Below are 14,079 nucleotides of genomic sequence, written 5' to 3' on the forward strand. Positions count from 1 at the left end.
CCCGTGGGTGAGATCTGATGGGACTGGACGTCGGTCGGGCGGGTGCTCCCCATCCTCATCCCACCGGACCCCTACGTCAAGCATTTCTTAAGCGGATCTCCAGACCGTCGGCGAGCCCGGGACGCCTCAGCCTTCGGGCCGGGCCCACCGCCCGTCGGCCCAGGTCAGCACCCGCTCACGCCACCGTGGCCGGAAGGCGTACACCGCCGCCAGCCGGGCCACCGTCGCCCGCTCCGCCAGGGCGCGCCGCTCCTGCCCCACAGCCGCCGCGGCGAGGACGCTCTCGACCGCCTCCACCACGGTCGGCACCGCGCCGGCCGGCCACAAACCCTGGGTATGCCGCAGGTCGGCGTGCACCGCGAGGTTGACGGGGTCGAGGGCTGGCTCGGCGAGGCAGAGCGTGTCCAGGTCGAGGACCCCGAGGCGGCTTCGGCCGCCGTCCCAGAGCAGCTGCTGGTCGTGCAGGTCGCGGTGGGACACGACGAGCCGTCCCGCCGTCTCGCTCGTGGCCTCCAGCTGCTGCGCGGTCTCCTCCAGCCGGCGCGGCCACGGCGTCCCGTCCAGCATCCCGGTGGCCGCCGCGCGCGTCGCCCACGTGCGCAGCACCTGCGCCTCGTCCGCTCCGGTATGCCGTGCCAACCCGCCCGTCGCCTTGCCGTCCTGCGCCTGCAACTGCACCCAGGCGGCCGCCCACCGCTCCCAGATCTGCGGCCAGGACGGGTCGCCGTGCAGCTGGTGCACGGCCTGACCGGGCAGCACGGTCATCTCCACCACCGAGTCGTCGCTCGCCAGCACCGACGGTGCCGCGAGACCAGCCGCCTCGACGAGCCGCCGGCCGGTCTCGCTGGCCTCGGCGACACCGGGTGCCCGGCCCGGCCGCACCACCTTGGCGTACCGGTCAGCCAGCTGCACGACCGCACGGCGGCCGGCGCGGTGGACGACCAGCCGGCCCTGCGCCGCAGCGTTCGCGAGCGCCGGCAGCTTGTCGTCCTCCCCCGGGGGCAGCAGGTTCACCCTGCCGTCCAGGTCGAGGGTCGCGGCGCGCAGGCGACCCTCACCGTCTGGGCCCTCCAGAGCCAGGCGGGGCCGCTCCCCCACCGGCCAGGCACGACGGACCTGCACCACCTGACCGTCGACCTGCACGGTCGAGGGCACCCGCCACCCGGCGAGCGTGGTCGCCGATCCGACCGAGCGCGCGGTTGTCACCGTCCCACCAGAGCGCTCGCTGGTCGCCGATCCGACCGAGCGCGCGGTTGTCACTGTCGCGTCGGTGAGAACCGTGCGCTCGGTCGGGGTGGGGGTGGGCGCGCCCGTGAGAATCGTGCGCTCGGTCGGGAGGGGGGTGGCCGCACCTGTGAGAACCGTGCGCTCGGTCGGGATGGGGGTGGCCGAGGCGGTGATCCCGTCAGCCAGGACGGTCGCGGCGAGCGCCGTACGTCGCTCGACCTCGGCCGCCCAGTCCTCGTCCTGCGCCCGCCAGGGCTCGGTCACCCGGGACAGCAGGGCTGCGGCGACCCAGACGGGGTGCGGGGCGGGCGCGCCATACGCCTCCTGGACGGCACCGACGGAGGTGCCCTCGAGGAGGGCCACCGCCCAGAGGCTGCCCAGGTCGAGCTCGGCGGGTCCGCGGCAGAGCCGGTCGAGGTCGCCGAGCACGATGCTGCCGTCGGTGGCGGCCAGGCACTGGTCGAGGGAGAAGTCACCGTGCAGCACCACGTCGGGTCCACCCGCCCACGAGGTCGGCAGCTGCTCGAGCACCGAGCGCGCCCCACGGCCGAGCCCGGGCGCTACCCGCTCCAGCTGCTCCACGGTGCACTCCGCAGCCCCCCTCACCTCGGGCCAGCCACGCCCTTCCAGGTCGGGCAGGGACGAGGTCGGCACCCGGTGGAGGCTCGCCAGGAGCCGGCCGGCGCTGCGCTGCTCGGCGTCGGAGGCGTGGAGCGACAGGTCACGACCCTCGACCCACTGCCACACACTGACGCTCGACCCCACCTTCAGACCGGTCCCCGCAGCGTCCTCTGCTGTCGCCGGGCGCAGCACCGACACCCCGTGCTCGGTCAGCGCCCGCACCGCCCGGGCCCAGCGCCTCCGGTGCGGCTCGGCCGTGACCCGCACCACCGAGTCGCCGACGCGCAGCACCAGCCGGCGCAGCGGGTTGTAGCGCAGCACGGTCGCGGCCCCGAGGTCGAGCCCGCCCAGCGCCCGGGCGAGCCGGGGGTCGGTCTGGACGGGACCCCAGAGCAGCACGGCACCGTCGGGCAGCTCCCGCTCCGCCAGCCGGTCGGCGAGCCCGACCTCGGCCGCGACCAGCCGTGCCTTCTCGGCCTTGACACGCGCGGATCCGATCAGGATCTGCGCCCAGCCGACCGCTGCGCCGGTGGACCGGTCGACGAGGGCCGCGACGTGCTTGACGCCCGGCTTGGGCCGCAGGCGGGTGGCGCGCACCGGCATACCGATGAGCGCGCTCAACCGGTCGGCGTCCAGCAGGGTGCCCAGGTGGGGGTCCCGGTCCGGGGCCGGGGCCGGGTCCGGGGCCGGGGCCGGGGCCGGGTCCGGGTCCGGGGCCGGGTCCGGGTCCGGGTCCGGGAGCAGCTCAGCCACGGAGGTCCTCCAGCACCCGCTCCCACGGGGCGTCGGCGGGCTGACCCTCCCACGCCACCTGTCCCTCCTCGACGAGGACGAGGCGGTCGGCCCAGCCGGCCGTCTCCAGGTCGTGGGTGACCATGACGCAGGTCCGGCCGCGGGCCAGCTCCTGGATGGCCTGGCTGACCAGCTCGACGTTCTCCGGGTCCAGGCCGGTCGTCGGCTCGTCGAGCAGCAGCACGGGGGCGTCGCGCAGGAAGGCGCGGGCCAGCGAGATCCGCTGCCTCTGCCCGCCGGAGAGGCTCGATCCGCGCTCGCTCACGGTGGTCTGCAGGCCGTCGGGCAGCCGGTCGGTGAACTCTACGACCCGCGCCAGCCGGGCGGCACGCAGCACCTCCTCGTCGGTCGCGTCCGGGTTGCCCTGGCGGATGTTGTCCTCGACCGTGCCGGTGAAGAGGATCGCGTCCTGCTGCACCAGGGCGATCTGGCGGCGCAGCTCGCCGAGGTCGAGGTTGCGCAGGTCGACACCGTCGAAGCGCACGCTGCCCTGGTTCGGGTCCAGCAGCCGCAGCAACAGGGAGATCAGCGTCGACTTGCCCGAGCCGGAGGGCCCGACCACGGCCACGGTCTCACCGGGTCGCACCGCGAGCGAGAGCCCGCGCAGCACCGGCACCCCGGGCTCGAACTCCAGGTCGACCTCGTCCAACGACAGCGCGCCCCGGACCTTGCGCAGCGGCACGGGATGCGGCGGGGAGACGATGTCGGGCTCGACGTCGAGGATGTCCGCGACGCGCTCGCCGGAGGCGCTGGCGCGGGCGATGCGGCCGGTGTACTTCGCCAGGTCACGCAGCGGCTTCATCGAGGTCTTGAGGTAGGTCAGGAAGATCACCAGGTCACCGGGGGTCATCGCGCCCTGCAGCACCCGGGTCCCGCCCAGGTAGAGCACCGCGGCGGTCGCGACCCCGACGAGCACGTCGGTGCGGCGCTCCAGCGCGGCGGCCAGCCGCCTGGCCTTGACCCCGTCCTTGAGCGACTTGGCGTTCGAGCCGCGGAAGTGCTTGGAGCGGTCGTCCTCCATGCCGTACGCCTGCACGTGCGTCATCCCGGCCATCGTCTCCTGGGCGATGTTGGCCAGGTCGCCCTCGCTGCGCCGGGTCTTGCGCGAGGCGGAGGTGATCTGGCCGGTGCTCGTGCGCGAGGAGAGCACAAAGACGAGGATCGCGCCCAGGCTGATCAGCGTCAGCATCGGGTCCAGCCAGGTCATCACGCCCAGCATCGCGACGAGGGTGAAGCAGTTGACCAGCAGCGGCATACCGGCGGTGACGCCCACCTCCTGCAGCCGCCCCACGTCGGCGACCAGCCGCTGCACGACGTCGCCGGAGCGTGCCTTGCCGTGGTAGCTCCTGGACAGTCCCTGCACGTGGTCGAAGACCCGCGCCCGCAGCTGGGTGGCGATCCGGGAGCCGCCGAGGGCGAAGCAGACGGTGCTGCCGTAGTTGCTCACCGCGCGCAGCCCGACGATCGAGATCGTCGCCAGTCCCGCGGCGATGAGCAGCTGGGTCGAGGCGGCCGGGCCGCTGCCGCTGAGGTCGGCGCCCAGGCTGCGGGTCACCGCGTCGACGACCAGCTTGACCGGCCACGGCTCCAGCACGCGGAAGACGACCTCGAGCATGAGCAGCAGCCCGCCGCCGGCCAGCAGCTTCTTCTGCCCGTTGAGGTGGGGCCTGATCAGCCCGAGGGTGCGGCGCAGGGCCGAGGGCCGCAACGTCTGCGACGTCTGCGTGGCCCTGCCCATGCGCCCCACCTTCCTCTCCTTCTGCGGGTCTGTCGTGCCGGCCGTCCCTTGGCCCTCCCGCTCCGGGGATGCCGGGCCGGCCGTCTTCGTGCGCGGCCACCGCCACGCCGCCCCGGTCGGGCGTCCTGCTCTAGACCAGTGCACCGTGGGCCTCCAGCGTGGCAGTCCTGGTGGCGTCCAGCGCGTGGTCCAGGACGTGGTCCAGGACGTGGTCCAGCACGTGATCCAGCACGTGATCCCAGGAGTGCTCGGACTCCATCAGCGCGCGTGCCGCGGCTCCGAGCCGGGCGGCGCGTGCCGGATCGGTGACGAGCGCGTCGATCGCGGCCGCCAGTGCGGGCGGGTCGGACGGCGGCACCAGGACACCGGTCTCGCCGTCGCGGACGACGGAGGGGATCTGCCCGATCCGGGTCGCGACGGTCGGCAGTGCGGCCGCGCCGTACTCGTAGACCTTCAGCGGTGAGAAGTAGTGGTCGTCGCGCTCGGGGTAGGGGGCGACGGCGACGAGGGCACCCTGCAGGGTGTCCGGGATGTGCTCCGGCGCCACCGCCCCGACGAGGTCGACGTCCAGCCCGTGCCTGGCGACGGCCGTCTCGACGACCTCGCGCACCGGGCCGTCACCGATGAGGCGCAACCGCCACGGGACCTGGGCCAGGGCGGCGGCCTCGACCAGGTCCTCCACGCCGTGCCACGGCTTGAGGGTGCCGACGAAGACGACGACGGGGGCGCCGTCCAGGTTGGGCACGACCGGCTGCACGCGGGCGGTGTTGACGCCGTTGGGGGTGACGACGACGGCGGGACGGTGGGCACCTGCCATCAGCCCCGTCGCACCCGTGTGAGCGGGACCCTCCCCACCCGTGTGGGCGGGACCCTCCCCACCCGTGTGCAGGAACGGTGTGTCACATGCGTCGTCCGCACGACGGATGTGACGCACCGTTTCGGCACAGTCGTCCCCGTGACTGTCCAGGTGGCTGACCAGGTGGCCGCGCACCCAGCCGGCCACCGGCTCGCTGACGCAGCCGACAACGTCGGCGGCAGCCAGCTGGGCACGGAGGGCACCGACGGCGCCGTCGTGGTCGACGAGCACGCGGTGGGTCGCCTGCTCCTCGATCAGCGGGGCGTTGACCTCCAGGATCGTGATCGGCTCGCGCCCGGGCAGGGCGTCGCGGACCTGGCTGAAGATGCGGGAGAAGAGGGAGTAGCGCTCGTAGACCACGTCGGGGGCCAGCTCGATGACGCGGGCGGCCAGCTCGGCGGCTGCGCGCTGCTGGGCGCGCTCGCGCTCGGCCGGGTCCAGGCCCTTGCCGCCGACGCGGACGAGGTGGACGGGCAGGTCGGCCAGGTCGGCCGGGACGTCCTCGCCGTGGCGCACGGCATACACCTCCACGTGTGCACCACGGGCGCGCCAGGCGCGGACGATCTCCTGGATGTGCACGCTGGCGCCCTTGGTGCCGAAGACGGGGATGCCGGGGTCGGCGCAGACGTAGGCGACGGTGGTCACCGGCGTGGTCCTCGGACGGCTTGTCGGACAGGTCGTCGGACGGCTTGTCGGCGGGGTCATCGGTGTCGTGCTCAGCGTGGTCATCGGCGGGCCTCCACGGGTCGGGCGAGGTCGGCGAGCAGCCGGACCTGGCGGGTGGTGTCGAAGTCGCGCTCGATGAGCGCCCTGGCGGCGCGGGCGATGTCCACGCGCGGCCAGGCGGGGTCGGCGACCTGCCGCAGTGCGGCGGCGACCCGTTCGGGCAGGCCGGCGGGCTCGTGGGAGAGCAGGATGCCGGTGGCGGGGCTCTCGCCCCGCGCCGGGTGGACGGCCTCGGGGATGCCGGTGACGTCGGTCGCGACGCAGGGCACGCCGCTGGCCATCGCCTCGAGCAGCACGGTCGGCAGCCCGTCCGCGTTGCCGTCCGCACCTACCACGCAGGGGGCAGCCATGACGTCGGCCCAGTCCAGCTCGGCGACCAGCTCGGCCTGGCTGCGGGAGCCGAGCAGGCTCACCACGTCGGTCAGGCCGGCGTCGGCAACCTGCTGGCGCAGGGCTGGGAGCAGCTCCCCCTCGCCCACGATCCGGACGTCGAGCGGCATACCCTGCCCGTGCAGCTGCCGGACGGCCTCCACGAGGTGGTCGAAGCCCTTCTTCTCCACGACGCGGCCGACGGCCAGGACCCGCAGGGGGGTATGCGGCGGCTCAGGATCGCGGTAGCTGAAGCGGGGCAGGTCCAGGCCGTTGCGGACCAGCACGACCTTGTCCTCGCCGAGGGTGGGGTCGATGGTGGTGAGCAGGTGGCGGCGGTTGTACTCGCTGATCGCTACCACCTTCTCGGCGCGCTGCAGGATCTCACGGAGCAGGATCGGGTCGAGGTCGTGGTGGAAGATGTCCTTGGCGTGGGTGGTGAGCGTGTAGGGGATGCCGGTCAGCGCAGAGGCGACGGCGGCGCACCACGAGGCGAGCGTGGCGAAGTGGACATGCATGCGGGTGATGCCGTCGCGGCGCAGCGCCAGGGCCAGCTCGACGGCCTGGGCGGCGTCGCCGGGGTCGAGGCGGACCAGCAGCGGCATCAACTCGCCGAACCGGGCGCCGAAGTCGGGCAGCTCGGCGTGGGCGCGCGCGAAGGCGCCCCACTCGGTGGACAGCTTGTGCGCCCGCGGCAGGTGGGTGACCGGTGCCTGGACCTGGGCCAGCTGGGGGTGGAAGCGGGAGTCGCGGGTGGGGCGCAGGGCGTAGATCGCCAGGTCCTCGCCGGCGGCCTCGCGGGCGAGGATCTCGGTGACGACGAACGTCTCGGAGAAGCGCGGATAGACCTTGAGGATGTATGCGGTGCGTTCGGGGCGGGGCTGGGTGTCAGACAGCAACGGGGAGCTCCTGGGTCGTGGTGGTGGCGGCGGGCTGATCGGCCGCGGCGAGGGGAGCGGTGGTCGTCTCGGGGCTGCCTTCGCCCTGGGCGTCCGCGGTCCGGGCGTCCGCGGTCCGGGCGGTGCACACCAGGCGGGCGGCCGAGCGGGCGACCTCGCGCAGGCCGCCGAGGTGCAGGTGCGCGCGCTGCGTGCGGCGGCGGACGGCGCCGGCCCACCAGCGGGTGAGCGCCTGCGGGGTGAGGTCGCCCTCGCGCAGCAGGTCGACCGAGCCGTGGGCGGCCAGCGACTCGACGCGGATGAGCTGCTCGCGGCGGGGCGTCTCCCGCGGCACCAGCAGGGCTGGGACGTCAGTGGCGAGGGTCTCGGTGACGGTGTTGTAGCCGGCCATCGAGATGCTGGCGGCGGCGCGGCGGATCGGACCCGCCGCGTCCGGGATGGACCGGACGACGGTCGTGGACGGCCCGGCTGCGAGCTCGATCGCGCGGTGGTCGGCGTCGGACATCTGCGGACCGGTGATGATGACGTGGCGGTGACCGGCCGGCACGGTGGCGCGGGCCGCGGCCATGCACAGGCGGAAGCCGTCGCTGCCGCCGCCGGCGGTGGTGATGAGGTAGGGGATCTCGGGGTCGAGCCCGGAGGGGAGCTCCGCACGGCCGTGGGAGAGGAAGCCCTGGTAGCGGACCATGTCGTGCAGCGCGGTGGGGATCTCCTCGGTGCGGCGCAGGTCATGCACACGGGGGTCGCCGTAGACCCAGATCTCGTCGTAGAGCTCGCGGACCAGCGCCGGCTGGACGCGCGCCCACTCGACGGCGACGACCTGCGGCGAGTCGAGCACGTCGCGCAGCCCCAGGACGATCCTGGCCTGGGGGTGCTCGGTGCGCAGGGCGCGCAGCCCGGCCTCCAGCTCGCCGTTCACGCCTAGAGCGTGTCGGTCGACGATGAACAGGTCGGGGCGGAAGGTGGTGAGGGTGGCCCGGACGATGTCGCCGCGCACCGAGGTGACGGTCTGCATACCGACGTCGAGGCGCTTGGGCCCATAGCCCCCCACGCCCTTGTTGACCGCCGGCAGCGTGACGACGTCGAAACCCTGCGGCAGCGAGTCGGCACCAGCCTCGGGGACGCCGTTGATGAGCAGACCGGTCACCTGGCGGCCGGTGAGCACCGGCAGCCGGTGGCTCAGCGCGTGAGCCAGCGCACGGTTGCGCCGGAAGTGACCGAGCCCCTGCGAGTCGTGCGAGTAGAGCACCACCCGGAGCGATGAGCTCTCTGATCGAGCGACCACGGCGTCCACCGTCCTTCCTCATCCAGGGCCGCCGGGACCGGCGGCCGATGAAGATTGAGTGAACTGCACCCGGATGAGGGGTGGATGACAGAGCGATGAGAGCTCTCTCATCCGTCACGCCCAGCCCCGACCGGCGACACGGTCTGCGCCCCACCGGCGACACGGTCTGCGGCGAACGTGGTGCCGCTCAGAGGGAAAGCCTGCCGCCGGGCCGGAAGATGACTCAGGTCACGAAGCGGTAGCCGATCCCGCGCACCGTGACAATGCGCTCGGCGCCGAGCTTGGCACGCAGGTAGCGGATGTAGACGTCGACGACGTTGGAGGTGCCGGTCACCTCATACCCCCAGACCCGGTCGAGCAGCTGTTCGCGCGACAAGGTCTGACCAGAGTGGGACATCAGCGCCTTGGCCAGCTCGAACTCGCGCGTCGACAGCTCGACCGGGGTGTCGTCGACGGTGACCGTCCGGGCCCCAGGATCGAGCACGACGCCGCCGGCGCTGAGGACCCCGTCGTCGACCTGACCTCCAGCGCCGCCCTGCATGTCGGCGTGCTGTCGGAGCCGCAGCCGGACTCGGGCGACGAGCTCCTCGACCCGGAACGGCTTGGCGATGTAGTCCTCCGCGCCCCAGTCAAGGCCGTGGACCGTGTCCTCCACCGAGTCGCGGGCGGTGCACATGATCACCGGGACCGGCTCCTCCATGGTCCGCAGCATGCGCAGCACAGTGAACCCGTCCATCTTGGGCAGGCCGACGTCGAGAATGAGTAGGTCGATGTCGCCGACTGTCGCGGCCTCCAGCGCGGCCAACCCGTCGGCGACCACCGTGGTGCGGTGCCCCTCAGCGCGCAGACCTCGCTCGATGATCCGAGCGATGCCCTCCTCGTCCTCAGCGATCAGGATGTGCGCCATGCCCGCAGGCTACTCGGCCACGTCGGAGTGCTGGGGCTCCTCCGGAGGGTCGGTCGGCAGCCAGAGCGTGAACCGGGAGCCGATCCCTTCCGTGGACTCCACGACGACCGAGCCACCGTGCGCCTCGACGATCGCCTTGACGATGGCCAGTCCCAGACCGCTGCCCTCGACGTTCACGCTGTTGTCCCCACGGCCGAAGCGGTCGAAGACCCGCTCCAGCTGACTCTCCGGTATGCCGCGCCCCTGGTCGGTCACGGACAGGGTGATGTACTCCGGGGCCTCCGCGGCACCGGCCGCGACGGCGTCGGGCACCCGCGGGTCGTCGCCGGGGACGAGCGCGGTGCCCAGCTCGACGATCGAACCGGGCTCGCTGAACTTCACCGCGTTGGCCGCGAGCTGGAGGAGCGCCTGGATGAGCCGCTGTCGGTCGACGAGCACCTCACCCTCGGCGTCGGCGGTCAGCCGCCACTGACGCTCGCCGAGCGTGGTCATCCGGTCCATGCACTCCACGGCCAGCTCGGCGAGCTCGGTCGGGGAGCGGCGGATGAAGTCGGGACGCTGGGCCCGGGCCAGGATGAGCAGGTCGTCGACCAGGCGCTGCATACGGTCCAGCTCGTCCAGCAGCAGGACCCTGGTCGTGGCCACGTCCTCGGGGTCGTCCGGCTGGAGCAGCTCGGTGTTGCCGCGCAGGATGGTCAGGGGCGTGCGCAGCTCGTGTGCGGCATCGTCCAGGAACTGACGCTGCTGGCGCACGCCGTCCTCGATGCGGTCCAGCATCTGGTTGAACCGGATCGCGAGCTCGGCCACGTCGGTGTTCTCGGCCGTGTTGACGTCCACCCGCATCGACAGGTCCTCCGGGTGGATCTGAGCGGTGGCGTCCCTCAGCGCCTGCAGCGGACGGAGCAACCGACCCAGCGCCACGTGGGCGACCGCGCCACCGGCCAGCAGCATGAGGATGGAAACCCCGGTGTAGGTGAGTACCTGCCGGTTCACCATGGCGCGCTGGCTGCCGAGGTCGTTGAGGACGACGAACTGCGCCTGCCGATCCTCTCCCGGCAGCTGGACGTCGGCCACGAGGAGGCGCAAGGTGGTGCCCTGGGTGCGCATCGTCCAGGTTTGGGCCCGCCCTGGGCCGATGTCCAGTGCGCTGACCGCCTCGAGGATCTCCGGGTCGGTCGGGTCGAACGACCGTCCTGTCCCACCGCTGTAGACGGGCTGCGCGCCCTCCAGCATGCCGAGGAAGGCCTCGTCCTCCCCGGCGACCGCGATGCTGATGAAGTCGTAGAAGAGCTCGCCGGCGTTGTCGTAGGCCCTGCCGTCCCGCTCAGGCCCGCTCTGCGCCAGCTGGGTCAGCTCCTCGATCTCCTGGTCGAGGTCGCGGTCCACCCGTTCGGAGACGGTGGCGTACTGCACCGCGAAGGTCAGCACGCCGGTGAGCAGCAGCGTCAGCCCGAGGATGAGCGTGATGATGACCATCAGCCGCTGGCGCACCGTGCGACCCAGGAAGCCCGCGGGCGGCCGGGGCTCCTCGTCCTCGCGGTGCGGGCTCACGTGAGCCACCCCACGGACGGCACCCGCGGCCCGCGCCAGCTCACCAAGGAAGGCACCTCATAAGCGTCCCGCTGGGCCGCGTCTCACCGCGGCCCCTCCCCCTGAGCCAGCAGCGCGAACGAGACCAGCCAGTGGGTCGCCATGAAGTGCCCGTCGGTGATGTGGTCGAGCACGACGTCCTCCTGGTGGCGGGCAGACTCCCGCAGCCGGTCGGCGGCGGGTCCGGCTAGCCATCCTGCCAGCCCCCTCAGTGCCCAGGCGCGCGACAGCGCCAGACCGAGCAGGTGCGCACCTTGGCCGTCGGTCGGGTCCAGCACCGTCGGCGGCACCAGGAGGTGCTCGTGCGCGCCCTCCCCCAGCCCTGGCAGGAACCTCCCCGGCCATGGCCTCACCTCCTCCTGCGGCAGCAGCCGCGTCATCAGCAGCGCCTCGGTCAGCGCCGGCGAGAGAAAGTCCGAGCCCCCCGGCTCGTCGTCCGTGCTCGCCCCCTCGTCCTGTGCGAACCAGTCCAGCGCACGGGACCGACATACCTCCACCACATCGCCCCGACCGAGCCGCGCGTAGGCGTCCATCAGGAGGAGCAGGGCGAAGGCGTCGTTCTGGTGCTTGCCGTGCCGGACGGGGTAGGCCTGCCGGGGCAGCCAGTCCAGGACATGGTCGCCCACCACCTCACCCAACGGTGCGAGGGCCTCGGCCCAGGTGCGGGCGTCGCTTCCCACGACGGTGCCGCCGCCTCGATGGGGTATTGCGTCGGCCAGCTCCTGCACCGTGGCCGCCAGCTGCGCCGCCCAGGCCCACCCGTAGGGCCGCTCGAAGGAGGGGCGCTCACGCAGGTAGGCGACCTCCACAGCGAGGTGCGCCGGGGTCAGCCGCTCCGCCAGCAGCACGCCAGCCGCCTGCCGCTCGGCCGGGTCGAGCGCGGCGCCGTGCCGGAGCAGCAGCGTGGCCAGCGACCAGTGCATGTGCACGCACGAGTGCCAGTCCAGGGCGCCGTGGAAAGCGGGGTGCAGCTCGTGCGGCACGACCCGGGTGTCCTCCGGGCCGGTGACGACGTGCCCCGGCGCCCAGGGGTATGGCGTGCCGATCACCTGGCGAGCGATCCGGCTCCAGGCATTGAGGTTTGCGGTGGACGGCGGCGCCGTCGGCGGGGTCTGGGGGTTCACCCCTCCATTACTACACTCGCGGCCATGACGCGGGAGCACTACTTCGAGGCCCGGGGCGACGGGCGCTACCAGCCGACCCTCCACGTGCAGGGCGCATGGTCGCCCGAGGAGCAGCACGTGGCCCCGGTGATTGGGCTGCTTCTGCACGCCCTGGAGCTGAACCACCCGCGCGATGACCTGCAGTGGGCACGGATCAGCGTCGACATCCTGGGCTTCATCCGCCGGGCCGAGACCACCGTGACCACCCGTGTGCTGCGACCGGGACGGACCATCGAGCTGCTCGAGGCCACCGCGCGGATCGACGACCGCGACACGGTGCGTGCCACTGCGTGGCGGCTGGTCCGCGGCGACACCAGCGACGTCGCCGGGGCGCCGGAGCCGGAGGGGCCCCCGATGCCGACGCCGGACGAGCTGCCCGTCTGGGACGGGATGCTGCACTGGGGCGGTGGGTTCATCAAGAGCCTGGAGTTCCGCTCTCCCGGCAACGAGTCCGGCCGGGGCCGGACCTGGGTCCGCACACCGGTGGACCTGGTCGCCGGGGAGCCGGTGTCTGCCCTGGCGGCATGGGTCGGGCTGCTCGACACCGCCAACGGCACGGCGGTCCGCAAGGATCCCCGGGAGTGGATGTTTCCCAACGTGGACCTCACCCTGCACCTGCACCGCGCCCCCGAGGGGCGATGGCTCGGCCTGGACACCAAGGTCTACTTCGGTCCGAGCGGCGTCGGCGAGACCTCGTCCGTCGTGCACGACGAGCACGGACCGGTGGGCACGCTGGCGCAGTGTCTGACGCTCCGGCCGATCGGGAAGTGACCGCCTGCCCGGCGACGCGCTGACCCCGTCGACGGCCGGCTTGCAGCAATGTGACACAGATCACGCGAAACCGGAGCAACGATCTGGCAGGTCGCGACGTCTACGTAGTGTCGGTTCGGGACAGCCGACGCCCGTCACGGGGAGGCCGCTTCGGCGGGACAGAGGGGTTGCAGGAGGGTGGGGTGCCGGTGCAGGGGCCCGGCGCCCCACTCCTTCTGTTCCGCACAGAACACGCCCAAGGGCCCGACAGGACACGTGAAACGGCGCGACAGAACACGCCGAAGGGCCTGACAGAGCACGCGAGATGGCCCGAGTGAGCACGCCGTTCTCCAGCCCATGCGAGGTCGCCTCGTCCTCGTGCTCTGTCCCGCCCCCCCGGACGCGTTCCGTGGCGCCTTTTCTCGCGTTCAGTGGGCCTTCTCGCGTATTCGGTGGCGCCCTTTCACGTGTCCTGAGGGGCCTTCTCGCGTGTTCGGTGGCGCCTTATGACGTGTCCTGCGGGACCTTTCCACGTGTTCTGGCCGTTGGGCAAGGCCCGTTGGCTGCCCCTCTCCTAGACTGACCGAGACTCTACGGAAGGTGATCGACGATGAGCCGACCCGCACGGACGGGATACCTGATCGCCGTGGCGGGGCTGAGCGTCCTGCTCACCGCCTGCGGCACGGAGACCGACGACGGTGGCGCCGCGGACAGCCCCACCATCACCGACGCAGAGATCATCACTCCTGAGGAGCCCACCTTGACGGACGACGCCCGCCCCACCCCTACCCGGATCCCCCAGCCCACCCCTGACGACTCCCTGCCCTCCGGCCCGGTCGACCCTTCCGTCCTGGAGCGTGAGGAGGTCAAGGCGGCCATCGCCGCGGAGGCCGAACGGCGCCAGGTCAGCGAGGACGAGGTCGAGGTCGTCGGTTTCGCGGACGTCACCTGGACCGACGGCAGCCTGGGGTGCCCGCAACCAGGGATGCACTACACCCAGGCACTGGTCCCCGGGCACCAGCTCATCCTCCAGGTCAACGGTGAGCGCGCGAGCTACCACTCCGGTCGCAACAAGACCTTCAGCTACTGCGCCAACCCGAGTGCACCCGCCCCGAGCGGCTCCAGCGGCATCATCGACCAGTAGGTCGCTGCCGCC

Annotated in this window: 10 protein-coding genes; 2 read left to right on the forward strand and 8 right to left on the reverse strand. The window is 72.6% G+C overall.

Translation table 11 applies throughout. The annotated features are described in order from the left end of the window. Positions 1–126: 126 nt before the first annotated feature. The 8 genes from ESZ52_RS19385 to ESZ52_RS16770 all read right to left on the reverse strand — a co-directional run bounded on the left by ESZ52_RS19385 (position 127) and on the right by ESZ52_RS16770 (position 12,134). Complete coding sequence (locus ESZ52_RS19385; RefSeq protein ID WP_181010036.1) at positions 127–2,601, reverse strand: phosphotransferase; 2,475 nt, start codon at positions 2,599–2,601, stop codon at positions 127–129. After that, a complete protein-coding gene (locus ESZ52_RS16735; protein ID WP_131105916.1) occupies positions 2,594–4,378 on the reverse strand; it encodes an ABC transporter ATP-binding protein in 1,785 nt (594 codons plus the stop codon). Before ESZ52_RS16735 ends, ESZ52_RS19385 begins: the two co-directional genes overlap by 8 nt. 130 nt (positions 4,379–4,508) lie before the next feature. Continuing rightward, the gene (locus ESZ52_RS19530) at positions 4,509–5,879 is read right to left on the reverse strand and encodes a glycosyltransferase family 4 protein (protein WP_238154634.1); all 1,371 of its coding nucleotides are present in this window, start codon (positions 5,877–5,879) and stop codon (positions 4,509–4,511) included. Between the two features lie 80 nt (positions 5,880–5,959). Next, the gene (locus ESZ52_RS16750; RefSeq protein WP_238154633.1) at positions 5,960–7,228 is read right to left on the reverse strand and encodes a glycosyltransferase; all 1,269 of its coding nucleotides are present in this window, start codon (positions 7,226–7,228) and stop codon (positions 5,960–5,962) included. Further along, positions 7,218–8,513: a glycosyltransferase family protein gene (locus ESZ52_RS16755; protein WP_238154632.1), complete on the reverse strand. Its 1,296-nt coding sequence runs from the start codon at positions 8,511–8,513 to the stop codon at positions 7,218–7,220. Before ESZ52_RS16755 ends, ESZ52_RS16750 begins: the two co-directional genes overlap by 11 nt. A 223-nt stretch (positions 8,514–8,736) precedes the next feature. Beyond that, complete coding sequence (locus ESZ52_RS16760) at positions 8,737–9,420, reverse strand: response regulator transcription factor (protein WP_131105917.1); 684 nt, start codon at positions 9,418–9,420, stop codon at positions 8,737–8,739. Positions 9,421–9,429: 9 nt separating this feature from the next. After that, complete coding sequence (locus ESZ52_RS16765; protein ID WP_131105918.1) at positions 9,430–10,971, reverse strand: sensor histidine kinase; 1,542 nt, start codon at positions 10,969–10,971, stop codon at positions 9,430–9,432. 83 nt (positions 10,972–11,054) lie between these two features. Further along, a complete protein-coding gene (locus ESZ52_RS16770; RefSeq protein WP_186364087.1) occupies positions 11,055–12,134 on the reverse strand; it encodes a DUF2891 family protein in 1,080 nt (359 codons plus the stop codon). A 24-nt stretch (positions 12,135–12,158) separates the two neighbouring features. Here ESZ52_RS16770 and ESZ52_RS16775 point away from each other — a divergent pair, with 24 nt between their 5' ends. Together ESZ52_RS16775 and ESZ52_RS16780 are read left to right on the forward strand one after the other, a co-directional pair. Further along, a complete protein-coding gene (locus ESZ52_RS16775) occupies positions 12,159–12,944 on the forward strand; it encodes a thioesterase family protein (RefSeq protein WP_131105920.1) in 786 nt (261 codons plus the stop codon). A 589-nt stretch (positions 12,945–13,533) separates the two neighbouring features. Continuing rightward, positions 13,534–14,067 carry a hypothetical protein gene (locus ESZ52_RS16780; RefSeq protein ID WP_131105921.1) on the forward strand — a complete coding sequence of 178 codons (534 nt, stop codon included), beginning with the start codon at positions 13,534–13,536 and terminating at the stop codon, positions 14,065–14,067. Positions 14,068–14,079 lie beyond the last annotated feature (12 nt).

Source organism: Ornithinimicrobium sufpigmenti, from assembly GCF_004322775.1.
Lineage (GTDB): Bacteria > Actinomycetota > Actinomycetes > Actinomycetales > Dermatophilaceae > Ornithinicoccus > Ornithinicoccus sufpigmenti.

What these genes read in the sequence shown, in the direction of transcription:
- ESZ52_RS16735 (WP_131105916.1), bottom strand. Translation starts at nt 4,378, where the DNA reads ATGGGCAGGGCCACGCAGACGTCGCAGACGTTGCGGCCCTCGGCCCTG.
- ESZ52_RS16760 (WP_131105917.1), bottom strand. Translation starts at nt 9,420, where the DNA reads ATGGCGCACATCCTGATCGCTGAGGACGAGGAGGGCATCGCTCGGATC.
- ESZ52_RS16775 (WP_131105920.1), top strand. Translation starts at nt 12,159, where the DNA reads ATGACGCGGGAGCACTACTTCGAGGCCCGGGGCGACGGGCGCTACCAG.
- ESZ52_RS16780 (WP_131105921.1), top strand. Translation starts at nt 13,534, where the DNA reads ATGAGCCGACCCGCACGGACGGGATACCTGATCGCCGTGGCGGGGCTG.